Source organism: Paenarthrobacter nicotinovorans, from assembly GCF_021919345.1.
Classification (GTDB): Bacteria; Actinomycetota; Actinomycetes; order Actinomycetales; family Micrococcaceae; genus Arthrobacter; species Arthrobacter nicotinovorans.
Genome location: NZ_CP089294.1, coordinates 42,951 through 67,128 on the forward strand (window position 1 = coordinate 42,951; position 24,178 = coordinate 67,128).

A 24,178-nucleotide genomic window follows, 5' to 3' on the forward strand; every position below is an offset into this window, starting at 1 on the left:
GGGAAACACTCATGAGTGAATCAGACGGAATGGACGATGTCGTAGACGGCGGGCTGCGTCAATCACTGATGATCGCATCCCGCATTGCTGAGACCTTGGCCAGGCACCGCCAAGAAGCACAGCGGCGGCAGCACCACCTTGACTCACAGGCAGCGCACGAAGCCCAGGCACGCCTTGCAGCCGAACGCAGCTCCGCCCGAGCAGTCCTCGCGCCTGTCGAGAAAGACCAATGGTGGGACAAAGCCCAGCCATCAGATATCGCCGCCGCGCACACCGTCGCTGAAGCATGGAAAGACCACGACCCGACAGCCCTTGCAGCCTCGGAGAAGATCCGCCAGGAAGTCCTGACACGGTACGGCATCGACACCCTCGACGTAGGACCCGACCCCGTCTACCTCGAATCAGGCATCCACGCCATCACCACTGAACAGGCGCGGCAGGAAGCCCTCGCCCGCGCCCAAGAAGAAGCACGGAAAGCAGCAAGCGAGCACGAAAAGGCCATGCAACTGCTCGCAGCAGCCCGTGCCGAAGAACTCCGCGCCCAGGCCGCGAAACTCGCACCAGAGATGGAACGCCACCAAGTACCCGTGGAATACCTTGCCAATCCCGAACTCACCCAGGCGCTCCGAAGGGCACACAACGCTAAAACCCCGAAAGCGCTGGAAGTCGCAGACAGCGAAATTAAGGAGCGGATGTTCCTCATCGGCAAGGACGGCATTAGCGGGCCTGACATCGACCAGCTGAAGAAGGAAATCAACGCGAACATCAACGGAGCAGGGGAGCGACACTTCAAAGACCCCGCCTTCGTGGACGCCGCCACGAAGCTGCACGAAGCGAAACTCCTGGCAGAAGGAGGCTTCACAGGCGACCAATGGTCAACCCAGGAACAACGGTACGAGCGGGCCGAGAAAGAACTCTTCGCCCACCTGGAAGATGTCGGGCGCGAGATCGAGCGCCGCGTCACCGGCAACGACAGCGACCGGCTCAAAGACCAGAGCCTGAAAACGGAAACCGCTGCACGGGCCGGTTACGGGTCCGCTGAACACCACGAGAAGTTCGCGGAGTCCCTAGCCGATACAGGTGCCAATGAAACGCATATACAAGGCCGGCTCGCTGCCGCCCGCAGCGAAGGCACCCACCCCAACGCAGCCGTCACAGTCGAGAAAGCGGCCAAGGCCAGAAGGACCCGTGGCGGGGCCGCGGCGGGCGCCGAGAGAAGCAGGAGCGGCCCCAGCCGCTGACCAACAGGTCCACCCCAAGGGGTGAGATTCAGTGCAGTCCGTGGCGGGAACATGAATATGGTCCTCCCCGCACCATCCGGGGTAGCGGTTCGATGAATGCCGCGCACGGAACGGCTCGTATGCTTTCCAGCGAAACCCCAGCTGAGCCGGACAGAATAGGAGCGAAGCTCCGATCAACCGCTATTTGATTGGAGCTTCGCTTACTCCATGGATCGTCGTACCCAATGGATGATTAGGGTTCCGCGGTGACGGCGAGGTCAGTGGTCTCTGACGGCGAAAGCGACGAGTGCCCAAGTAAGCAATGCGATAACGAGCAACAATCCGAGGATGGCGCCACCGCCACCGCTCGAGAAACCGATCAGCGCGAAGACGCCCATTGCAGCCATGCCGCCGATCCGTGGGGATGACTTGCCAGATCCCTTTGCGGGGGTGGGGGAATGGCTGAACGCCGATGGAATCTGATTGCACTTACGGCAGTTGGCCGCAGATCTCGGGCTACGGTGCCGAACGCCGTAGGTGCCGTAGGCGACGGAGGCGCCGGTGCGTGAGGGGCGTCGTCGGTGGGGTCCGAAAATAGCATTCTCGGCCGCGTAACCGGCAGTTCTGACGGGATGGGCCACCTTGCGTGCTGCGCTCACGGAACGGCGTACGCTGCGCGGAACGGTGGCGCGGTAGACCGCACGCTTGGCGGTTCTAACGGGGTGAGCTGCTCTGCGAATCTTGCGTGGGACGAGACGGCGTGTAATGAAGCCCATAGACGACCCTTTCTGGCTACCCGAAATGTACCAGACCACAGCGCAACGTCATGGTCTCTCCCCGTTAAACGAGTCCCTCATGGGTCCCTCCGTCGGCGTCTGCTGGCTTTGCCGCCTGGTTCAAGGCCGCGATTCTGCCAGTTGGTTGTTTGTAACGACGACTAACACGGCCAGGAACCTTCGGCGGCAAAGTCCGGCCACCGCAAGCTGCTTGAGGCCATTCCCCTCCCCGTGGCGAGGCCTGAGTCGGGGACTGTATCCGCCGTCTATGAACGAGGAGGTCATCCAACCATTGGCTGGCTTGAAGCCGCTGGACCTGCTATTGCTCGGCCGCTGCTGAAGCAGCTGGCATTCACAAGGGGGGCGGCCAGAGTCCGCATGCCCGTGTCCGAGAGAAGCTGACGAACCTGCGGCTCCGGGAACCTTTGGCCCCCCGGACGCAGCGGCCAAGAGCTGGCGGCAAGCGTGAGGCCCGTTCCGTATGACCGGGTGCCGCCCTGGACAGAATGAAAGTAGGAGTAGTAGCATTGCTACTACTCCTACTACTACTACTATTCCTAATCGGACGAGGTGTTTTGGTGATGGTGCTGAGCGTTAAGGACCGCGTGTACGCCGCAGCGGAGGAAATCAGTTTGGAACGCCGCCCGACGGTCTCGACGGTCAGGGCCGCTGCCGGGGTGTCCAACGCGGACGCGACCAGGTTCCTGAAGGAATGGAACGAGGAGAAGCGCGCAGCAGGGGGGCAGGTCGCCGCCACCCCTCCCGCTTTGCTTGAACAGGCTGCCCGGCTGGCCGGAGCAGTCTGGGCCGAAGCGTCCGCTGCGGCGACTGAACGCCACACTAGCCTTGAGGCGGCCTGGGCCGTGGAACGTGGAGAAAAGGACCAGGAGATCGCGGAGTTGGTCGCGGATCTGGATAAGGCCACCGCCGAGAATGAAGCCGCAGCCGCGAACCATAAAGCCGATCTGGCGCGGGTCCAGGAACAACGGGATGCACTCGAACGGCAGCTCTCTGTCGTTACCCGCCAACTCGAAGAATCCCGCGGGAATGAACGGGAAGCTGCTATGAACGCAGCCGAAGCCTCCCGGAAACTGGCCACGGCCGAAGCCCGCGCAGCAACCCTGGAAGACGTCCACGCCGCCCTGCTGGCACGCGTCGCACCCGAAATCCCCTCGGCCGATTCCTAAACCGCTTTTCAGTTCTCACTTTCGGCCCCCGGAGTTCTCCCAATAGCGCCCTTCACTGAAGGGTGTTATTGGGGACGACGCGCAACTCCACCCCCGCCTGTCAGATTGAAGTCTAAGAATCCCCACCGGCCCGTCCAGGAAAGGGGCCATCGGACTCTAACCTGACGCCATTTCGTCCTGCGCCTGACGTCAGGTTGGGGTGTAGCTGATACGTTTAGGACGTATCTAACTGCTAGCTGAGGTACGCCCACGGCCATGTGCCAAGACTGGGGAATCTCTTGATCGGCTATGCCGGGTGAAGCCCTCAAATCATGCCGCGAGATCGTGTTGAATTGACTGCTGGACGTGGCCGTTTGGGGCCTGTGATTTCCTTGGATTGTCCAACGTCTGGAAAGATGTAGGCGATGCCGGTTCTCCGGCTCGATGGCCGCCCTGAGGGGCTTGTTGTTGGGGAAGCAATTGCCGCGAAAACTGTTTTGTGAAATATCGCCTTTGACGTACCGTCTTTCCGTTCACCGCATGATCTTGTGTCGCCGCCTGAAGGACTTCTTTGCGGCCACAGCCTTTGCCCGGCAGCGGCCGGCTGAAGTGCTTCCGGTGGTGGTGTATCGCCACAACTCCTTGATCCGGCGGAAGCTCGGCAACGTGGACCTGCATTTGCAGGAGAACAAGGCCGTCAGTTTGGGAATCGCGGCTCCTTTGGTGAACTCGGTCGTGCTCCAGCCTGGGGAAACTTTCTCTTTTTGGAAGCTTGTGGGCAGTTGCACGAAGGCCAAGGGCTACCGGGAAGGCCTGGTCATCAATCACGGCCGGCCCGACTCGGGAATCGGGGGAGGGCTGTGCCAATTCACGAACCTCCTGCATTGGATGGTCCTGCACAGCGAGTTGACGGTCGTTGAACACCACCACCACGGAGATCTTGACCTGTTCCCTGATTTCAACCGCCAGATACCGTTCGGTTCGGGAACCTCGATCATCTATAACTACCTGGACTACAGGGTGCGGAATGACACCGACCAGGCGTACCAGTTCCTCGTCAGTACAACTGACGAACACCTTTGCGGTGAACTTCGCGCCGAGCGCGCGCAGGACGTCAAATTCCATATTCGCGAAGAGGACGCCTACTTCCACGAATCCGGAGGAAACGTCTACAGGCACAACAAGGTTGTCCGCCTGACCAGGGACAAGCGAACCGGGCTCGTGACATCAACAGAGCAGATCATCGAAAACAACGCCTTGGTGGCCTACGACCGGGCCCTGATCAACGCGCCTATCCTCCAGGCGCCGCCGTCGTCGCAAACGGACCGAACGCGGGAGCCCGTATCCGCCCAGGTTGGTTCGTGATCCTCCCGGGATGAGTCCTCGACTTGTGGCAGCTTCGCCGCGCCACTGCTCGTATCAAACGCAACCAAGCCACAGTGACCGGGCGGGGGACGGGCTCATGGGCATGTTGAGCTGCATGGTCTGACGGTAAGTCGAGGGCTGTTCCGGCGAAGGTTTTTTCTGGTGCTGTAATTTTTCGTGCCGCTGTGGAAACAACAGGTACGAGCAAGCTGTTCTGCTCAGTCACTCCACGGGGGAAGGACCCAGACTTATGAAGTACCGTCGATCTTGTTATGCCAAGTCCGCTACTGTCGTTTCTCTTGCACTCGTACTGACCCTCACCGCGTGTATTCCTGCCGGTCCGCAGTCCGGTACTTCCACCGGTCGGGGAGTATCAGAGGTTTCGATGGCCGCTATCGAGCCTCTCGCCACCGTTGTTGATCAGCAACTGCCGTCGCCTGAACCCAACGCGGCTAACACGCTCAATGCTCCTGTCCTGCTCGAGGTGCCATCAGCCGTCATAGTCCCGGCGACTGGCGCTGCACCCGCCATCGAAGATTCAGGCACCGGGTCAGCGGTGGCGCCCACTCCTGCTGCCAGTGCCCCACAAGTCGCTGCTGCACCGGCGGTGACCACCCCGCTAACCGCCCCACCAGCGGACCTGAGTGTCGGCCCCGGCTCGGGCGAGTGCACCCCGGACAACATCGACATCCAACGCGATGACCAGGTCCGGGCGATCAAGCCCATCCCGGCCGGTGAACAGCAGTACTACACCGTCCTTGGCTGCGCCGAAGGCTGGCTCGCCTACTCCATCTCCGATGAGGGCATCAAAGCCATTGGCCTGGACGGCGGCAACGCCTGGTACGGGATAGCCACGCTCCAAAGCAATGGCCGTTACCTCGATGACCACCGACAAGTATTCTCCAGCGTGTACAACTGGGAATTCCTTGGCTACGACGTCCAGAACGGCAAGTACGCCACCGTCCAAGAAGGCATGGACCACGAATTCGCCACCAAAGGCATACCCGTCCGGCTGAGGGAAAAGCTCGTCGGTCCCGGACCCGCAGCTCCAGAGCCTGGCGGCCCCACAGCGGGTGAATGCGCTCCGGCCAACATCGACATCCAACGTCAGGACCAAGCACGGGCGATCAAGCCCATCCCGGCCGGTGAACAGCAGTACTACACCGTCCTTGGCTGCGCCGAAGGCTGGCTTGCGTACTCCATCTCCGGTGAAGGCATCAAAGCCATTGGCCTGGACGGCGGTAACGCTTGGTACAGAATTGCCAGGCTCCAAAGCAGCGGCCGGTACCTGGATGAGTACGGAGAGGTATATTCCAGCGTCCATACCTGGGAATTCCTCGCCTTTGATGTCCAGGCCGGCAAATACGCCACAGTGCAAGATGCCATGGACGATCAGTTCTCCACCAACGGCATACCCGTCCGGCTGAGGGAACAACTCGTCGGCCACGGACCCGCAACCAGCACTCCCTGATCGCCTCCACTCCAAGCACAAGAAAAGACCATGGAATTTATCGACCCCCACTCAGTGGTGATCTTTGGGGTACTGTTCGTTCATGTCGTCGGCGTGATCGTTGTCGCCGTTTCAACTGTTGTTCTGGTGACCGCAACGCTCGTCGTAGTCCTGGCCGTTCGATCCTACAGAAGCATGGGGTGGGCCCCTCACCCGGGCAAGCAAAGACGCAGTAGCCGCATCTCGGCCGCGCAACGGCTCTAGACGCGATACCCGGCAAGCTCATTTGGGGGAGGCTGCCGGGTATCTCCGCTCCCGCAGTAACCAGGTGTCCGTACGCGCCGCGGCAGCCACTGGGTAAACCCATGCGCCGACCCGACAAGGGTTAGGACCTGGCCGGAACCGGGGTCACAAAGTTTTTCTCCGGTTATGTAAGAAACACCGGTTCCCGGGACACTAAGGGGTTGAATCATCACATCGCACTAGCCCGGGGGAAAAGAACAAGGATGTTGGCTACCAGAGAGCAGGAACTGATTGCTCTTCACGCTGAACACTTCAGCCGCATCTACCAGTACATCGCGTACCGGATCAGCGATCGCGAACGGGCCGAGGAACTGGCCAATGACGTGTTCCGGATCGTGTGGGAGAAACAACCGCCCGAGCCACCTGGAATCGGATGGCTGATCGCCACGGCCAGAAACGTCCTCGGTAATGAATACAAGGGCCGGAGCCGCCGCCAACAACTCATGCAGCGCTTGGCTGAAGAGGCACGAACCCAAGCGGCCATCACCAACGATGACGCACAGCAGGCCAGCGTCGCCGAGATCCTCTCCCTCCTCAAGGACCGGGACCGGGAAATCCTGATGCTCTCCTACTGGGACGACCTCACCACGGCAGAACTGGCCGAAAGCCTCGGATGCACACCCTCAGCAGCCGCGGTCAGGCTGCACCGGGCCCGCAAAGCCTTCGCGAAAGCCGCACCACAACACCTCATGACAGAACGGGAAGTCTAACCATGGACCGCATCGAACAACTCATGAAGAACGCCAAACCCCATGTCCCCGAACCCGGGACCACCCCCGGAGTCCTACCGGGTCGCTCCACCGTCTTCACGGACGACCCCAACGTCGTTTCACTCGCCGAGCGCAAGACCCGGCGGACCCGCTGGACAGCGACAGCAGGCGTGGTGCTCGCAGCTGCGGCGGTCATCGGCGCCGTCGTCGTCGCAGGGAACCTGGCCCCTCAATCGGCACCCGCCCCGGCCACCACCGATACTCCCACTGTCACGGCAACCCCCACACCGACCGCCTCAGCAACGCCCACTCCCTCGGCCTCGCCCACGCCAACACCGACGTCCACACCCTCGTCCGCCCAGACGCCGACCACGACGCCAAGCCCGTCCCGGGTCGTCACCGCCCCCGCCGCGAGCACAGCACCGCCCGCCACCGTGCCCGCAGGACCCGCAGCCGGCGCCTGCGTACCGGCCAACATCGACATCCAACGCCAGGACCAGGTCCGGGCGATCAAACCCATCCCCGCCAACGAGCAGCAGTACTACACCGTCCTCGGCTGCGCCGAAGGCTGGCTGGCATATTCGATCTCGGACGCGGGCGTCAAAGCCATTGGTCTGGACGGCGGCAACGCCTGGTACAACATCGCCACACTCCAAAGCAACGGCAGATACCTGACCGACTTCGGACAACCATGGACCAGCATCTACAACTGGGAATTCCTTGGCTACGACGTCCAGAACGGCAAGTACACCACCGTCCAAGAAGGCATGGACCACCAATTCGCCACAGCCGGCATCCCCGTCCGCCTCAGGCCCCAACTCGTTGGCCCCGGACCGGCAGCGCCAGCCACAACCAGTACGCCCTGACCTCACAGGTCAGGCCGGGCGGGATGACCGCGTCGTCCCGCTACAAGAACACCATCACTAAGGATACTTAGCTATACCGGGTGGGGATTGGCCCGTGACAGACAGATGGGTCATAAGCCTGCAACGAAGCTCGAGCATCAGACGGTGCGGGCCCTGTGGATGGGCGCGGCTGCCTTTGAGACGCAACGCCGCTGCCCCTGCGAGAAGGCGTGGCCGGGCGCCAAGGGGCACCCGGCCACGTGCGGATTCCCGGACCACCGGCCCCAGGCATCCCGGCCGGGCAGGTGATCGTGGTACCGCTGCAACCAGTAAAGCCCCGTCGCGGGATGAGCGAAACGGTTACCCGCCACCAGTTTTTTGACTGGCACAGGAGGGCGGCCGGCCCTGCCGGCGGCCTCCGGGAAGGGGCGGCCTAGTGCTGGGGTCGGCAGGTTTTGTCGGGGCCGTAGCGGAGCCAGTCGGGCAGCGCGGTGGTGAAAGCTTCCCGGATGGCGGGGGTGTTGGTGATGGTCCAATCGACGCGGCCTTTGACTTCGACCTCTGTCTTGTCCCATTCGAACCAGTTGACCATCTTCAACTGCGGGAACCGCGCGTGGGTTTCCGGGGAGAAGAGCTGGTTCCACCAGGCTTGTTTGATGGCCAGTTCCTGGTCCCCGCCAACGCCCGGTGCGTAGAGGGCAGCTGTTTCGGGGATGGCGACGGGTTTGCCGTGATCGACTCCGTAAACGGTGTAGAAATCGGGCAACAGGCTGTCGTCGCCGTTGGCCCCGTTGTAGGTCCCGGTGAGCTGGTCAGTGAACTTGCCCGGCTCGGGCAGCTCATTCTCGCCCCACGGGTATTTCGCGCCCCAGTGATACAGGGACATGCCCACCCAGTCCACGGCCTCATCCCCGGGATAGTACGGGGCGTACGCGTCGTCCTGCATGGTGAGGGTGCCGTCGCCGTTGGTGTCCAGGGCGAGGAAGTCCGCTGTGCCGGGTTTGGCTTCATAGGTGCCGCCGGCGAACGGGTACCCGCCGCCGTAGTTCGGCGCCCACATCATCGCCGAGCCGGGCGCGTGGGTGTGGACGGCGTCCGCGATGGTCCGGTACGCGGCGATGTATTCCTGGGGTTGCTGGGACCAGGCGTACCAGGAGCCGTTCATTTCGTGGGCGAACCGCACGATGACCGGTACGCCGTCTTCGTTGAACTTATTCAGGTCTTTCGCCAGGGCGGTGGCTGTGCCCTCGGTGACCGAACTCAAACCGTCGTGGGGTTCCAGGGTCAGCAGCATCATGTGCCCGTCGGAGCGGATCTGCTCCACCGCCCGGGCCAGGTCGGACTCGTCTTTGGCCGTGAGCGGGAACCCTGTGAAGGAGACACTGACAGCGGGTTTGCGGCCGAGGTCTGTCGCGAACGTGGCCAAAGGCTTGTTGTGCCAGTCCAGGTTCACCCCGAACAACGCCCCGTCTGCGGGGACCAGCCCCGCCCGGGGTATCACCTGGCAGGCCGGCAGCGTCAGGGCGGCCTCTTGGTTTTGTTTCTGGGACAGGCCGTTGGCGAAGTTGACCCCGGCGACCCCGAGGACGATCAGGCCGATGACCGAAGGCAGGACGAAAGCCCTGCGCAGCTCCGCCCGGTTCTGCCGCCGGTCCTCACGCTCATCCACGGGTTGTTCCCCCACCACCAACACCCAACCCTTCCCCGGCCTGCGGTTACGGTCCCATCCTAAAGACTGCAATCCAATGAGGCACCGAGGCAACGCCTGTTTCTCTCCGGGACCGGTTCCGTAGCTGCGCACCGGGGAGTGACAAACGCCGGGGTGGCTCAGCGGCAGTCCCTGTCTACGGTGAGCTGTGGCCCGCCATCGGCAGACGCCGAACGTACTGCACAGGGGGATCTGGCTGGCCTGTCCCTTCGCCGTGCAACCGGCAACCGTTCATGTCTGTCTGCCTCAACAGGGTCGGCGCCGTGCACGAGAACTCGTTGGCAACGAACAACATCCGTAGACCTTAGGCACGTGCTGTTCTGCACCCCGAGACACGTCAGGACGCTGACCTCCTGCGGCGTTGGCAGGGAGACAGCTCTGGTTTTTCCAGTCGGCGGTGGCTACTGTGTGGCTCTATCGGCGCTTGGTGCTCAGATCCGTGGCGCGTGAAATTGGGGGATCCATCATGTTGGAGACAAGAATCGCGCGCGTCTACCGCAGCTTGGTGGGTTTTGCTGCTGTCATGGGGCTGTTATTGGCGCTCTTTCCCGCGTCCGCTTTCGCTGAGGGGCCAGGGCCGAACACCAGTGCACTGACCCTCCACACGGGTAAGGTCAGCACCGGTGGGGCGCCGTTGGGAGCGGTTCCGGCGGCGACGCTCTCGCCGCCGTCGACCATTGACGTGCGCGCCACTGCAGCGGTGGTGTTCAGTGGTGACGGTTCGAGGGCGTACGCGGTTGGCGGGGACGTTCTGTCGGTGATCGATGTCGGCTCCGACACTGTTGCTGGCACTGTCGCAGTGCCGGGCGCCAGGTCCATGGTGCTCTCCCGGGATGGATCCACGGCGGTCGTTTCCGCCGGCGGGGGGACACCCAATGTGTCCATCGTCGATCTGTCTTCGATGACGGTCACGGGCGTGGTGATTTTGGAGCATTCGAGCGGTAAGCTCGCTGTTTCCCCTGACGGGTCGACCGTGTATGCCTCCGAGGATGCAGTCTCGGCCCGGTCTGTGGTGGCCATTGATGTTGCTGCCAGGAAGGTCAAGGCAGTGATTCCGGTCGGGGCAGGCCCAGGCCTGCCGGTCTTCGTCGCCGGCGGGTCTAAGGTTTACGTCGCAAACATGTTCGATGGCACCCTTTCCGTCATTAACCCAGCCACCTATAAGGTGAGCAAAACAATTCAGGTTCCTGCCGGCGCCTCGGACGGAGCACTGTCCCCGGACGGCACCCGAATGTACTACCCCATGCAGTCCCCGGAGACCCTCGCCAGGGGGTTCTCCGTCGTTTCCGTGGCCACTGACACGGTCGTGGCGACCATCAGGACGACGAGTGTCCCGTCGACGCCGGTCTTCACCCCGGATGGGAAGACCGGTTACACGGTCGATCAGGAACCGCCGCGGTACGTCAACGGCCGCTATGAAGCCGGGGCGTATTTTGTCGCCAAACTTGACCTGGTCAACAACACCTCCGCGCCCCTGGCGAATGGGTACTCGGGGCGGTCCAAGCCCGTCGTCCAGGTCAGCGCCGACGGTAAACGGCTCTACATTGTTGGTAGCTTCGCTCTGGTCCAGTCGCTGCCCTCGAACAAGATCCTGGCCACCGAGTACCTCGGTGACAACCTCTACACCTTTACCCTGGAGCCTGGCGGCAGTAGAGGCTACGGGACCTATATCAACGGCACCAAGATTACGGTGCTGGACGCTCCGGTGATCGAACATGTCCGCAGGGACTACAACTCCGACGGCGCCACCGATGTCCTGGCCAGGGACGCGAACGGGGCGTTGTGGCTCTACCCCGGCAACGGCGCCGCCGACTGGCTGCAACGCAAGCAAGTGGGTTCCGGCTGGAACGTCATGAACCTGGTCGCTACCCCCGGTGATTTCAACGGCGACCGCAAAGCAGATGTCCTGGCCCGCGACAGTGCAGGTGATCTGTGGCTCTACCCCGGGAACGGCACCTCCGACTGGCTGCCCCGCACCAAGGTAGGGACGGGCTGGAACGGCATTACCGCCGTCGTTACTCCGGGAGACGTCGACTTCGACGGCAAAGCCGACATCGTTGCCCGGGACACGGCAGGGGTTCTGTGGCTGTACCCGGGCAACGGCAAGGGTGGATGGCTGCCCCGCACCGCGATCGGAGCCGGGTGGAACGAGATGACCGCAATCCTGGGCCCGGGAAACACGTCCGAGCCTGGAAACGACCTCCTCGCCAGGGACCGTTCCGGGAATCTGTGGCTCTACCAACGAACACCGCAAGGGGCCTGGCTGGACCGGCAACTGGTCGGTATCGACTGGAACGGCATGACAGCGATGCTCACGCCAGGCGACGTTGACGGCGATGACCGGCCCGATCTTCTTGCCCGCGACACCGCCGGCGCGCTGTGGCTGTATCCCGGGACGGACTCTGGTGGTTACGATCCGCGGGTACGTGTCGGTGTCGGCTGGAACGTCATGACGGTCATCACCTGACTCCGAGGACACCCGCCGCTCACAAGGGTTTCATCACCAGCCCGTAGCGCTGCGGGGCCGGAAGCGCCACAGCTCACGAGGGCCGTCCAAAAGCCGGGTGATCGCGTCCGGTGGTTGCCCCACGGCCGGTCCTACCGCTGGCACTGGCGCTGGACGCGCGAAGAGATCCGAAGGCGCGCTGTTGACGGCCGCCAGGATCAGCAACAGAAGGATCACGGCCTCGACGGCCCACGTGGCAGGCCGTCGTGTTTTGACACTGTGCGCTGGTATGGAAGTCATGGTCGCCACCTCCGCCTGAGCAGCATGAATCCGTCCACCACGTACGTGCGTCACGAATTATGGCGCGCGTCAGTCTCCGACTCCCGTGCCCCAGCCAACAGGAAACCACGAACAAAAACCGGACCGTTCGGCCTACCGACTGCCCTTAGCGCCGTTCTACTCTTGGCACGCACCAAGGACAAGCGAAAACACTTTCGCAGAACAGCCTGTCGGCAACTCACCCCAGACCCACCAACACCGGTCAGGCAGGGACGCGACGAGCTCACCCTGTTAGCCTGACCTCGAACCTCTTGAGCCGCTGGTCCTTGGCCACTCGGCAGGGCCATTAGCGCTCGGAGGCTCATGCAGCGGGCCCGGACCTCTCTTCGGTGCGTCGAGGACCGGACTTCATGTCAAGTTCTCTGGACACTGCATACACTCAGACCAGAACACATAATGTAGCTATTTTATTGCATTAGATAGGCTAATGACGGAAAATAGCTAGGTGAGGGAGAGTAGTGAGGCCATGCGACGACTGGGGGAGAATCTCCGGAGCCGCAGGATCATTCTTGGCTTGTCGCAGGAACTTGTCGCCGAACGGGCCGATGTGTCCCGGTCGACCCTGATGCGCCTGGAGGCCGGTGAAGGCGGGAAGGTCGAGCACCTGATGACGGTTGCGTCGGTGCTCGGCGTCGCCGAAGACCTCATTGGTGCTGTCGATCCGTTGAATACTGATCTTGGCAGGGCGCGGGCGCACCTGCTGGGCCGACAGCGCGCCCCGAGGAAGCCTTAATGGCGGCCCGTAACATCCGGCGTGTGGAGGTACTCGTGAATGAGACCTTGGCCGGGGTGATGGACATTGAAACGGATGGGCTGTCGTCCCGTGAGCATGTCTCCTTCACCTATGCTGACAGTTGGATGTCTGATCCAGAGGCATTCGAGCTCTCCCCGGAGCTACCGTTGAGGAGCGGCCCCCAGAACCCCACTCAGGGCCGTGGACTGTTCGGGGCCTTCCAGGACGCCGCGCCGGATGACTGGGGCAAGAAGCTGCTCTTCGAAGAACTGCGCCAAAAAGCCCGTGCCGAGGGTGCCGGCCGTATTCCACCCACGGGAGAAGCCGGGTACCTGTTGTTGGTCAACGATGAGACCAGGCAGGGCGCCCTTCGGTTCAGGGATAACGGGATGTTTCTCTCTTCCTGGGGGCGGGGCGCGAGTGTCCGCGATCTCGGCGTCCTCGCCGAGGAAGCCAGGATTTTCGCTGAGACTGGTGAGGTCACCGAGGAAAACTCCCTGCTGATGGGCGCTGGTTCCTCCCCGGGCGGGGCGCAGCCCAAAGCCTGGGTACGGGATGAGGACGGGTCCATGCTGCTGGCGAAATTCCCGAAGACGTCGGATATCCGTAACGTTCAGTTATGGGAAATGGTCGCCGTCAGGCTCCAGGAACGAGCGGGCATCCGGGTCGCCGAGTCCAGGCTCATGCAGCTGGGGGAGTTCTCCCATATCTTCCTTACCCGCCGGTTCGACCGGGACGGTGACCTGCGTTTGCCGTACATGAGCGTGCGCACCGCACTGCAGCTGGACACCTACGCACACCCCGACTACGTGAAAATCGCCTCCGAAGTCGCCCACATCTCCGCAGCACCCGTACAGGACGCCAACGAAATGTTCAGCCGTGCCGCTTTCATCGCCATGGTCAACAACACCGATGACCACATGAGAAACCACGGGCTCCTCCGCACCAGTCAAGGGTGGCGCCTGTCGCCGTCCTTCGACGTGAACCCGATGCCAACAGGCGCATCAGAAACCCCACTGACACCGCACGGCGGGCTCTTCGACAGGGACGTCCGGGACCTCCTGGACTTCGCCGACGCTTTCCGGCTGACCAGGGACGCCGCCATCACCCGGCTGCAAAAGGTTGCCGCCGCCGTATCCCACTGGCGCGAGGACGCCCTCAGCCTCGGAGCCGAACCCGACTCACTCCACTCCATGGCTAAAGCCTTTGAAGGGGAAAACACCAAACGGGTCGCCTCCCTGACACCCTCACCGACAGTGGTGGACATGGGCGGAACGGCGACACCGCCCTCTCCGCCATCCCACGGTGACATATGGGTCCCCGAACACACACGCGCCGGCAAACGCATCCCCGGACACTACCGCCGACGAAACTAAAAGGCGTCAGAATAGCGCGGACGTCGGCGTTCTCTGACAGTGGATCACAATGCTCTTAGAACCCAAACTGACACCCAGCCCTGGCACAAATGACGCGCAAAACAAATCACCAACGGACAAAAAATCCGGAAAACGCGCACCTGCCAGTGCCACCGACCCAAAATCCTCTCCCGTGACCGGACTCGCCCCGGAACACCTCCCGAGGTCACCCCACTTGCCAGGCATTCTCCCTGCTCAAACCCCGGCAACGTCAGGTTAGGGTGTGCCCGAATTGCACGGACCTTTCCAGGACTAAGTAAGGCAGAAGGGCCTGCCACGCTGAACGTCGAGTTGGCTCGGCTTTAAGCCGTCGTATAGGGAGGACCCGGGAAGGAGCGCTACCACACCAGGCTGACCAGACGGCTTAGCCGTTAACTCGCCTGGACGGCGGCGTCTACTCCCCCATTGGAGTGTGCAGTGGCGGGGAGATAGGCAGCAACATGATGGGTCAGGGCATGCTCGGCCAGCTCAGGATCGCCAGCTTCGAGGGCGTCAACAATTGGTCGATGTGATTCGGCTGCGTCATCTAATGGGATGTCGCTGGAGGCCATTGCCAAGATCGTCATGACCTCGATTCCCAGGGCGTTCCAAGCGCGCAGCAGAGAGGCGTTTTCGGCCGCCCGTACGACGGATCGGTGGAACGTGGTACTGGCCGCAGCGAAAACCCTGCGGTCACCCCCTTCCGCTACTTCCTTCATAGCCTCGAAGCTTCCACGAACCTCCTCAGCGTGTTTGTGATAGTTATTGGCGGCTAAGCGGCCGGCTATGCCTTCAAGGGCAGAACGGATGGGCACCGCCTCAACCAAATCCTTTTCGGCTAGTTGTCGTACGCGGGTGCCGACGTGGATACGGGATTCGAGCAGGCCAAGGGCGGCGAGTTCACGAAACGCCTCACGCACCGGCGTCTGACTTGTCCCGAGCTGTGCCGCTATTTCCATCTCACGAACGGGGGCACCCAAAGGTAGCCTTCCCTGCGCAATTTCCATGACGATGAAGTCTCGCACTTGGCTGGCGACGGTCGTTCTCGTCAGCCGCTTAGAGGTAGCGTCCATGGTTCCTCGGCCTTTCTTGGTGCGCCCGGAAGGCAAGCACGAGCTTTCTGGTCTCGCCGGGCTTTGCACTCACCCTACGCGGGGCAAGGAGAAAAAGAAAGTTTTAGGCATTATCGATAATGCTTGACTTGGGGGTGACCGCGGTCATACAGTTGCTGCTCGAACAGGCCGCCGAGACGGTGCGGTTTCCGCTTCGGCGGGCGTCACAACGAAGTGAGATGAGGCTTTCGTGTTAGCACTTGAAGTACGGGGAGTGAGCAAATCATTCTTCGGATTCCCGGTACTGACCGGCGTAGACCTTGAGATAAGGCCGGGAGAGGTGCACGGGCTCGTAGGAGAGAACGGCGCCGGGAAATCTACATTGATGAAGATTCTTGCGGGAGTCTACACAAGGGACGAGGGCAAGGTTGTTCTAGGTGGCAAGGATGTTATGTTCAGCCATCCTGTGCAGGCTCAGCTGGCAGGCATTTCCACGGTATTCCAGGAATTCAACCTGTTGCCGGACCGGTCCGTAGCCGAAAATATCTATCTCGGCCGCGAACCGCGTGTGCGAGGTTTCATCTCGCAACGAAAGATGAACGCAGCGACTGCAGAGCTTTTTTCATCCCTTGGAGTTGACTCCATTAACCCGGCAGCGCATGTGCGGACACTATCTGTGGCGCAGCAACAGCTCGTGGAAATTGCCAAGGCCCTCAGCTTTGACGCCCGGGTCATCTCCATGGACGAGCCAACCGCTGCGCTTGCGGATCACGAAGTGGAGCTCCTGTACAGCATCATTGAAAACCTCAAGAAGCGCGGCGTTGCCGTTCTCTACGTTTCCCACAGATTGCGGGAAATTTTTAAGCTTTGTGACCGCATCACGGTTCTCAAGGATGGCGCCCTTGTAGCCACGAAGCCGGCAGAAGAACTCAACGAGCAGGAACTGGTCCGGCTTATGGTCGGGCGCCCCCTATCCTCGTTCTTCCCGCCCAAGACCGAAGGAACAGTAGTTGGAGACACAGCGCTCTCCCTTCAAAACGCCGGGAACCATGTAGTAAACAACGTGACGCTGAAACTCCGTCGCGGGGAAATCCTGGGAATAGCCGGACTGCAAGGGTCAGGCCGCACAGAAGTTTTGGATGCTATCTCCGGATCGGCACCATTCACCCGCGGCGAGATACACGTCAATGGGGCACCCACGACCATCAAAACAACCCGCCAAGCAATTCGAGCCGGGATTGCTCACGTCACGGAGGACAGGAAAGCTACGGGACTGCTCCTGAATCAATCAGTCATTGATAACGCTCTGACAGTAATCCGAGCCTGCTATCCCAAACGCACTTCAACTGCCCGTCAGGCTGCAACCGACCTGTTTCTGGAGCTGCAACTCTCAGCACGGGGACCGGATCAGGAGATCAGGTACCTTTCCGGCGGCAATCAACAAAAGGTGATTCTCACCAAGTGGCTGCTTATGGAACCACAAATCGTCCTTCTCGATGAGCCAACCAGAGGGATTGATGTTGGTGCGAAGTTTGCCCTGTACGTCCTCATGCGACGTTTGGCTGCCGCCGGACACGCCATCCTCATGGTTTCCAGCGAATTGCCTGAACTCATCGGGATGGCCGACAGAGTTCTCGTTATGCGTGACGGGGAACTGGTCTCCGAGCTTCCTGCCGGGTCCAGCGAAGAAAGCATTTTGCAGGCAGCGGCCGGCATAACCGACGCGGCGGTGGCAGCATGAACGCTCACAGATTCAAGTCCACTTTGAACAACACCCTCCGGTCCAATACAGGTTCGGTATATCTGGTCTGGATCCTCGTCCTCTGCTGCGGTGGGGCTCTCACTGGGCTCTCCGGCCGCAGCTTTTTTACCGAAGGGAACATTACCGACCTTCTGACCAGCACCACCGTCCTTGGTCTGGTTGTCGTCGGACAGACCCTCGTCATTCTCCTTGGAAGCCTTGATCTGTCCGTTCCATTCGTGCTCAGCCTTTCCAGCGTCCTGGCCGCAGGAGTCATGGCAGGACGATCAGAAAACTCTACTGCCGGTATCGTCACAGCGATTTTGGTATCCCTCGCCATTGGACTCGTCAACGGCCTGCTCGTCGGTCTAGTCAAGATCAATGGCTTTATCGCCACGCTCGGTACAGGTCTCGTGGTTTCGGGATACCTCTTCACCAACTACCGCGGAAGCACTGGCAAAGCATCCCCTGAACTTGCCGCCATCGGGTCAGCCTCCTGGGGAGTGGTGCCATGGACGACAGTTGCCATGGTCCTATGCCTGGTGGCCACAGCCCTGTTTCTGAACAGGACCCGGACAGGGCTCCACATTTACGCCGTGGGCGGGGATCCCGCCGTCACAAGGATGTCGGGAATCAGGGAATCGTTACCCGCAATCGTGGCTCACTCCCTTTCCGGACTCTTCGCGGGCCTCGCCGGACTGGTCATCGTCGCGCGTCTGGGCGTCGGCAGCCCCGAGGTCGGCACCCAGGGTGGTTATGACCTGCTCTCAATCGCGGCCGTCGTGGTGGGCGGAGCAGTCCTAGCCGGCGGAAAAGGATCGATTTGGGGCTCGCTCGGCGGCATCCTCATCTTCGCGACCATCGACAGCCTGCTGGGAATCATGGAAGTCAACCCCTACCTGAAGGAAGTAGTCAGGGGCCTCATCATCATCATCGCTGTCGCTGTCTATGCGAAAAGAAACCAGCTCAAACGATCCGCGCGCTTCGACTCACTGCGGACGAAATCAACCAGTTCAATGAAGGAGGGCAGCATCCGATGACCACAATCAGGTATTCCGCCCAAAGGCAGCCCCTGTTTTCACGAACCCTGCGTTCCTTCGCCACACCTGGTGGAGCGATCTACTTGCTCCTCCTCGTCCTCCTTATCATCCTGACCTTCTACAATCCATCCCTCGCAGAGCCGGACCAGATGACCCGGTTCATTGGGAGGTCAGTACCAATCGCGGTCGTGGCAATTGGCCAGTACTTCGTCATCGTCGCAGGGGAATTCGACCTGTCAATGGGCGCCGTCATCTCGGCTCAGGTCGTTCTTGCCGGAAATCTGATTGGCCAGGAGCCATCCCGCATCCCGCAGGTTATGGTGCTCATGATGGTGCTGGGAACCGTTGTAGGCATCGTCAACGGCGTACTGACCTCTCTGCTCAAGGTACCCAGTTTCATCACCACGCTCGGAACGGCGCTGGTCCTGTCCGGACTGACTTTCTACTTCACCGGGGGCGCTCCCAGCGGAAACCCGGCCGATGCATTCCGCGCCATTGGCCGCGGCGGACTGCAAAATGTCCCCCTTATAGGATTCGTGCCCTACTCCGTTCTGGTTCTGCTCTTCGTAGCTATAGGCGCGGCCTGGCTCATGAAAAAACCGTTCGGACGAATGCTGATTGCAGTTGGTGACAATCCTGCGACAACAGCCCTTGCTGGCGCCAGCCCCTGGTGGATCCGTACTAAAGCCTTCATCCTTTCATCCACAGCAGCCACCGTGGCAGCAGTTCTCATGGTCGGCTACGCCGGTGTCAGTCCGGTTGTCGGACAGGGCTATGAGTTCACGGCCATCACGGCCGTCGTTCTCGGCGGCGTCGCCCTGGGAGGTGGACGTGGCGCAGTCCTGTCCGCGGTAGCAGGGGCTTACGTCCTGGAAACCCTTGTCAGCATTCTCAACTTTGCCGGCGTCCAATCGACGTGGCGCCCTTCAGTTCAAGGCGCAATTATCATCCTCGCTCTCGGCATCCCACTGCTGCGCATGAAGCGCCCAGCATGGCTGACGAAAAGGCCGGTAAACCGCAACACCCCGGATGACCAGTAACAAATAACAACAACCCCCTGGCCATAGCAGGCCACTTCGAAAGGAACAACGTGCCTACACAAGGGACCAAAACAAAGATGTTTGCGGTACTAGGTGCAGCCGCCATGATGATCACCGCGTGTGCTCCCGGTTCGACCGCTGGTGCGGAAACCTCTCCGGGTTCCACCACCACAGCCAACGACTGGTTCGACCAGGCACAATTCGATCTGGAAAACTCGCAACGGACTGCAACCTTTGCCGGGGACCCATCCACCCCCTATCTTCAGTACCTCGACGGGCCAATGGTAGACGCCACAGCATTCAAAAAGAACGCGCCGGCCAAGGTCTGTTTCTCCAACGCTGCGCTCAGTAACACGTGGCGGCAGACCGGCTGGATCACCATGAACGAACAGCTCAAGGAGCTGCAAAAGCAGGGTGTCATCTCGCAAATGGAAACCCGCAACGCCCAAGACAGCGACAACACACAGGTTGCTGACATCGACTACTTCGTGAACCAGCAATCCTGTGACGCCTTCATCATCGCCCCCAATTCGCCACAGGCAACGGCACCGGCAGTGGAAAGAGCCTGCAACACAGGAAAACCCGTCATCATCTTCGACCGTGGGGCCGGCACGGATTGCGCAACCACATTCATCCACTCCGTGGGCGGCATGGCCTGGGGAATTGATTCAGCGACGTTCGTAACAGAAAACGTCAAACCAGGAGGACACGTAGTAGCACTGCGTACGGCGCCTGGAGTTGACGTTTTCGAGCAGCGCTGGGCCGCTGCCCAGCACATTTTCAGCGAGGCAGGGCTGAAATACACGGACTACATCACCGGTGCCGACCCCACCAAGATCAAAGCAGTCGTGGCCGATGAGCTCGCCAAAGGAACTGTCGATGCCGTTTGGGTGGACCTGGGCGACCAGTCGGTTCCAGCTATCGAGGCCTTCGAGGATACCGGCAAGGACATCCCTGTGGTGACCGGCGAAGACAACCTCTCTTACCTCAGGGCATGGAAGAACAAAGGGTTCAAAGGCTTCGCGTCCGTGTATGACGCCTACCAGTGGCGAACCGCGCTCCTTGCGGCAGCGTCCCTCTTCCGGGGCGAATCAATCCCCAAGGATTGGGTATTGCCGCAGGTACCCGTCACTTCCGAAGATCTCGACAAGGTCCTGAAGACCAACGAGGGAATGCCCGATTCGCATTACGCAGCCTTCGGCGGCGAGGACCTTCCAGGCTTTCCGCAGGTATGGCAAAAGCGGGTCATTCCCTAACGCACAGGGGAGGGCCGGGAAGAACGTCCTTCCCTCCACACTTCACTTCAGTTCGAAAGGAAAGCCCATGGCGGCAGACAGCGCTGTTTTTTCGCCCCATCCAGACCTATTTCCACCTGCGCGCGTCGCAGAGCTCATCGTGCTGGCAAAAGCACTCTATCCACACCCGGACCTACGGGACGGACCTTACACCCGGACTGTTTCCAGCATCATCACACAGGCCGCATCAGATCCCGGGCTATACCGAACCCTGTCAGACGGATTAAGGGACTTGGTCCAGATAACAACTTCGCCAATCCGCGACATGGATTCCAAGGCCATTGATTGCCTGTTGCGAGCGGTTGAGCAAACGACGTTCTTCAACACTCTGCGTCCGCTGGTTGCATTTCACCTTTACGACGACCGCGAAGTCTGGGAATTCATAGGCTACCCGGGGTCTTCGTTCGAACAGGGCGGCTACCTGCACCGCGGATTCGACGACCTGGCATGGCTTCCCCAACCCCGCATCGAAGAACCCGCCGAGCCCCTCCTCCCCATCGGACCTCTCCCAACCATGTCTCCTGACGTGACCGAATATGCAAGGACAGCCGGATGAAAAAGTATGACCTCACTGATGACGACGTCGCCGTTATCATCGGTTCCGGCCCCGGCGGTGCCACCTTGGCCCTCAGACTCGTGCAGCAAGGCCTTAAAGTCGTGCTTCTCGAAGCAGGCCCATGGATCACCAACGACAAGTTCATCAACGACGAACGGGAGTCCTACAAGCAGCTCACATGGACCGACACCCGACTGGCAACTGGATCATGGAGCCTCGCGAAGGACTTCCCCGGCAGCCCGGCGTGGAACGGAAAGGCCGTCGGTGGAACGGCGACATTCTGGACCGGACTGACACCCCGATTCAAATGGCACGAGTTCAAGACACACACGTACTACGGAGACCTGCCCGATGGAACCATCGCAGACTGGCCACTGGACCTGGACGAACTCGACCATTACTACACCGCAGCGGAAAAAGCGGTGGGAGCCTCCCACCGGCACGGCCGACCTCCGCTGCCGGCGAGCAACGGCTACAAGGTTCTGGCGAACGGCGCCGAACGAATCGGATACCGCCATTACGCTACAGGCCCCTACGCCACCAACGTTGAACCCTACGATGGCCGCCCGGGCACAGTTCAGGACGGCTTCGCTATGGCAGGCGATAAAAGCCGCGCCAAGTGGTCACCACTTGTCAGCGAGATACCAAAGGCTTTAGCCACGGGCCTGCTGGAACTGCGGACCGAAGCCCAAGCCGTACAAATCACGCTTGGCCCTGACGGCCGCGCGGACGGCGTCGTCTACACAGACACCGTCGGAAACCTGCAACGTCAACGGGCTCGCCTCGTAGCTGTAGCAGGAAACGCAATCGAGACCCCACGCCTGCTCCTGCTTTCGGCTACCTCGGGCCATACCGACGGCCTTGCCAACTCCTCAGGCCAGGTCGGGCGCAACTATATGCGGCACACCACCGGTCTCGTCTACGCCGAGTTCCCCAACGAAGTCCATATGTACCGCGGCGAACCAATGGCAGGCATCATCAGCGACGAATCGCGGCATGACCCATCACGGGGCTTCGTTGGCGGCTACTACATCGAGATGATCGCCCAAGGGCTGCCCTCATTCAGTACCTTCATGAGCCCGGGGGAGTGGGGGCCACAATTCACAGAAAAGGTAGAAGCCTACACCCGCACAGCGGCACTTTGGATTTGCGGTGAGGACGTTCCGCAGGCATCCAACAGAGTGACCCTAAGCAACACCGTCACCGACCGCCTCGGTCTGCCCGCACCTGTCGTCCACTACGACGACCATCCCAACGACATCGCCATGCGGAACCACGGCTACGAGCAGGGCGAGAAACTCTTCAAATCTGTCGGAGCCATCCGCACAACCAGAGCCCCGGGGATGCCCTCCGGCCACAACCTGGGAACAGCCCGAATGAGCCAGAAGCCTGATGAAGGCGTCGTCAACAGTTTCGGTCAAGCCCACGACGTACCTAACCTGTTCGTCTCCGACGGGTCACAATTCACCACCGGCGCTGCCGCGAACCCCACCCTGACAATCGTCGCCCTGTCGATGCGACAGGGCGACTACATCGGCCGGCAGCTCAGCGCGGCAGCTCTGTAGACATTCCGTTCCGCTGCCCTACCAGCCATCGAAAACAGCAACAAGGAGCATCATGGCAATCGCGACCATCGACCCCACCACGGGCATCACCCTGAAAACCTTCGACGCCCATACGCCCGAAGAGGTAGAAAACCGGATCGCCCGTGCGGAAGCAGCATTCCGGTCACTGCAGAACACCTCCTTTGAAGAACGTGCCCGCTGGATGCATAAGGCCGCTGACATCCTCGAAAGCGAAGCCGACGAAGTGGCCCGTCTCATCGCCACCGAGATGGGCAAAACCTTAACGACAGCAAAGTACGAGGCCCTCAAATCAGCCACCGGCATGCGGCACTTCGCCGATCACGCCCAGCGCTACCTTAGCCCGGAAACCCCGGTCCCGGCGTCCGAGGTCAACGCCTCCAACCTCCACGTACAATTCGACCCGTTAGGCGTCGTTTTGGCCGTTATGCCCTGGAATTACCCCCTTTGGCAGGCCGTCCGCTTCGCCGCCCCCGCACTAATGGCGGGCAACACGGGGCTCCTCAAGCACGCCTCAAACGTTCCTCAATGTGCGCTGTACCTGGGAGACCTCTTCGCCCGCGGCGGTTTTCCTGAAGGCGCGTTTCAGACACTGCTGGTTGAAGGCAAAGACGTTATTCCCCTCGTGGATGACGCAAGGATCAGGGCGGTCACCCTGACCGGCTCCGTCGCTGCCGGTTCCGCCATTGCTGAAGCAGCCGGCAGGAACATCAAAAGGAGTGTCCTGGAACTGGGAGGCATGGATGTCTTTATCGTCATGCCCTCGGCCGATATTGAAAAGGCCGCTGCCCAGGCAGTAATCGCACGCCTTCAAAACTCGGGGCAGTCCTGCATCGCGGCCAAGCGCTTCTACGTTCACGAAGATGTCTACGACCGCTTTGAACATCTGTTCGTTACAGGTATGGCCGAAGCAGTTGCCGGTGACCCCTTGGACGAAAGCACCAGCTTTGGCCCCCTGGCCACGGAGCGAGGACGCCAGGACGTTCATGAACTGGTTAGGGACGCCCGCGAAAAAGGGGCAGCAGTTCAGTGTGGAGGAGAAATACCGGAAGGGGAGGGCTGGTACTACCCGGCGACTGTCCTCACAGGCGTAACAGAGGACATGCGCATCTACCGGGAAGAATGCTTCGGCCCCGTGGCTTGCCTCTACAAAGTGTCATCACTCCAGGAAGCCATCGCTCTCAGCAACGACTCTGATTTTGGTTTGAGCTCAAGCGTGTGGACCAATGACGAGACCGAAGCGACCGAAGCAGCTCGATCAATCGAGGCCGGGGGCGTCTTCATCAACGGTCTGACGGCGTCATTCCCGGCGGTGCCTTTCGGCGGCCTCAAAGACTCCGGCTACGGACGTGAGCTCTCCGCCTATGGAATCCGGGAGTTCGTAAACATCAAGACGGTCTGGACCTCCTGACCCAC

The 24,178-nt window shown here is 61.0% G+C and carries 21 protein-coding genes; 17 read left to right on the top strand and 4 right to left on the bottom strand.

Features of this window, described 5'->3' with window-relative positions; translation table 11 throughout:
- Positions 1–11: 11 nt before the first annotated feature.
- A complete protein-coding gene (locus tag JMY29_RS20355; protein WP_189076541.1) occupies positions 12–1,241 on the top strand; it encodes a hypothetical protein in 1,230 nt (409 codons plus the stop codon).
- Positions 1,242–1,498: 257 nt separating this feature from the next.
- Here the strand turns inward: JMY29_RS20355 and JMY29_RS20915 are convergent, their stop codons facing one another.
- Positions 1,499–1,627, bottom strand: a complete 129-nt coding sequence (locus JMY29_RS20915) for a hypothetical protein (RefSeq protein ID WP_264484649.1) — start codon at positions 1,625–1,627, stop codon at positions 1,499–1,501.
- Between the two features lie 950 nt (positions 1,628–2,577).
- On the opposite strand from JMY29_RS20915, the gene JMY29_RS20360 reads away from it, so the two are divergent.
- From JMY29_RS20360 to JMY29_RS20385, 6 genes are all read left to right on the top strand, one after another.
- The gene (locus tag JMY29_RS20360; protein ID WP_181968439.1) at positions 2,578–3,183 is read left to right on the top strand and encodes a DNA-binding protein; all 606 of its coding nucleotides are present in this window, start codon (positions 2,578–2,580) and stop codon (positions 3,181–3,183) included.
- A gap of 459 nt (positions 3,184–3,642) precedes the next feature.
- Positions 3,643–4,527: a VanW family protein gene (locus JMY29_RS20365; RefSeq protein WP_181968440.1), complete on the top strand. Its 885-nt coding sequence runs from the start codon at positions 3,643–3,645 to the stop codon at positions 4,525–4,527.
- A gap of 385 nt (positions 4,528–4,912) precedes the next feature.
- Positions 4,913–5,998, top strand: a complete 1,086-nt coding sequence (locus JMY29_RS20370; protein ID WP_181968421.1) for a hypothetical protein — start codon at positions 4,913–4,915, stop codon at positions 5,996–5,998.
- A 30-nt stretch (positions 5,999–6,028) separates the two neighbouring features.
- A complete protein-coding gene (locus JMY29_RS20375) occupies positions 6,029–6,241 on the top strand; it encodes a hypothetical protein (protein ID WP_016359390.1) in 213 nt (70 codons plus the stop codon).
- A gap of 242 nt (positions 6,242–6,483) precedes the next feature.
- Positions 6,484–6,990, top strand: coding sequence for an RNA polymerase sigma factor (locus JMY29_RS20380; RefSeq protein ID WP_016359391.1), 507 nt, complete (start codon positions 6,484–6,486; stop codon positions 6,988–6,990).
- 2 nt (positions 6,991–6,992) lie between these two features.
- Positions 6,993–7,856, top strand: coding sequence for a hypothetical protein (locus tag JMY29_RS20385; protein WP_016359392.1), 864 nt, complete (start codon positions 6,993–6,995; stop codon positions 7,854–7,856).
- A 412-nt stretch (positions 7,857–8,268) separates the two neighbouring features.
- Here JMY29_RS20385 and JMY29_RS20390 read toward each other — a convergent pair whose 3' ends face one another.
- Positions 8,269–9,519 carry a glycoside hydrolase family 26 protein gene (locus JMY29_RS20390; RefSeq protein ID WP_229778674.1) on the bottom strand — a complete coding sequence of 417 codons (1,251 nt, stop codon included), beginning with the start codon at positions 9,517–9,519 and terminating at the stop codon, positions 8,269–8,271.
- 490 nt (positions 9,520–10,009) lie between these two features.
- Between JMY29_RS20390 and JMY29_RS20395 the strand changes: the two genes are divergently transcribed.
- Positions 10,010–12,010 carry an FG-GAP-like repeat-containing protein gene (locus JMY29_RS20395; RefSeq protein ID WP_016359396.1) on the top strand — a complete coding sequence of 667 codons (2,001 nt, stop codon included), beginning with the start codon at positions 10,010–10,012 and terminating at the stop codon, positions 12,008–12,010.
- 33 nt (positions 12,011–12,043) lie between these two features.
- Here JMY29_RS20395 and JMY29_RS20400 read toward each other — a convergent pair whose 3' ends face one another.
- Positions 12,044–12,289, bottom strand: coding sequence for a hypothetical protein (locus JMY29_RS20400; protein ID WP_189076540.1), 246 nt, complete (start codon positions 12,287–12,289; stop codon positions 12,044–12,046).
- A gap of 484 nt (positions 12,290–12,773) precedes the next feature.
- Between JMY29_RS20400 and JMY29_RS20405 the strand changes: the two genes are divergently transcribed.
- Together JMY29_RS20405 and JMY29_RS20410 are read left to right on the top strand one after the other, a co-directional pair.
- The gene (locus tag JMY29_RS20405) at positions 12,774–13,061 is read left to right on the top strand and encodes a helix-turn-helix domain-containing protein (RefSeq protein ID WP_016359399.1); all 288 of its coding nucleotides are present in this window, start codon (positions 12,774–12,776) and stop codon (positions 13,059–13,061) included.
- Positions 13,061–14,437, top strand: coding sequence for a type II toxin-antitoxin system HipA family toxin (locus tag JMY29_RS20410; protein ID WP_016359400.1), 1,377 nt, complete (start codon positions 13,061–13,063; stop codon positions 14,435–14,437). Before JMY29_RS20405 ends, JMY29_RS20410 begins: the two co-directional genes overlap by 1 nt.
- A gap of 410 nt (positions 14,438–14,847) precedes the next feature.
- On the opposite strand, the gene JMY29_RS20415 is transcribed toward JMY29_RS20410, so the two are convergent.
- A complete protein-coding gene (locus JMY29_RS20415) occupies positions 14,848–15,528 on the bottom strand; it encodes a GntR family transcriptional regulator (protein WP_016359401.1) in 681 nt (226 codons plus the stop codon).
- Positions 15,529–15,781: 253 nt separating this feature from the next.
- Between JMY29_RS20415 and JMY29_RS20420 the strand changes: the two genes are divergently transcribed.
- The 7 genes from JMY29_RS20420 to aldh all read left to right on the top strand — a co-directional run bounded on the left by JMY29_RS20420 (position 15,782) and on the right by aldh (position 24,173).
- Positions 15,782–17,248: a sugar ABC transporter ATP-binding protein gene (locus JMY29_RS20420; protein WP_307730338.1), complete on the top strand. Its 1,467-nt coding sequence runs from the start codon at positions 15,782–15,784 to the stop codon at positions 17,246–17,248.
- Positions 17,245–18,288, top strand: a complete 1,044-nt coding sequence (locus tag JMY29_RS20425; protein WP_016359403.1) for an ABC transporter permease — start codon at positions 17,245–17,247, stop codon at positions 18,286–18,288. The genes JMY29_RS20420 and JMY29_RS20425 overlap by 4 nt, the downstream gene beginning before the upstream one ends.
- On the top strand, positions 18,285–19,328 hold the full coding sequence (locus JMY29_RS20430) for an ABC transporter permease (protein ID WP_016359404.1): 1,044 nt from the start codon (positions 18,285–18,287) through the stop codon (positions 19,326–19,328). Before JMY29_RS20425 ends, JMY29_RS20430 begins: the two co-directional genes overlap by 4 nt.
- 77 nt (positions 19,329–19,405) lie before the next feature.
- Entirely contained in the window at positions 19,406–20,584 is a 1,179-nt protein-coding gene (locus tag JMY29_RS20435; RefSeq protein ID WP_016359405.1) for a substrate-binding domain-containing protein, read from the top strand.
- 304 nt (positions 20,585–20,888) lie between these two features.
- Positions 20,889–21,179 (top strand): hypothetical protein, encoded by a 291-nt coding sequence (locus tag JMY29_RS20440; protein WP_181968423.1) that lies wholly within the window; start codon positions 20,889–20,891, stop codon positions 21,177–21,179.
- Positions 21,176–22,744 (top strand): GMC family oxidoreductase, encoded by a 1,569-nt coding sequence (locus JMY29_RS20445; protein ID WP_016359407.1) that lies wholly within the window; start codon positions 21,176–21,178, stop codon positions 22,742–22,744. The genes JMY29_RS20440 and JMY29_RS20445 overlap by 4 nt, the downstream gene beginning before the upstream one ends.
- Before the next feature lie 52 nt (positions 22,745–22,796).
- On the top strand, positions 22,797–24,173 hold the full coding sequence (gene aldh / locus JMY29_RS20450; protein WP_016359408.1) for an aldehyde dehydrogenase AldH: 1,377 nt from the start codon (positions 22,797–22,799) through the stop codon (positions 24,171–24,173).
- Positions 24,174–24,178: the final 5 nt, after the last annotated feature.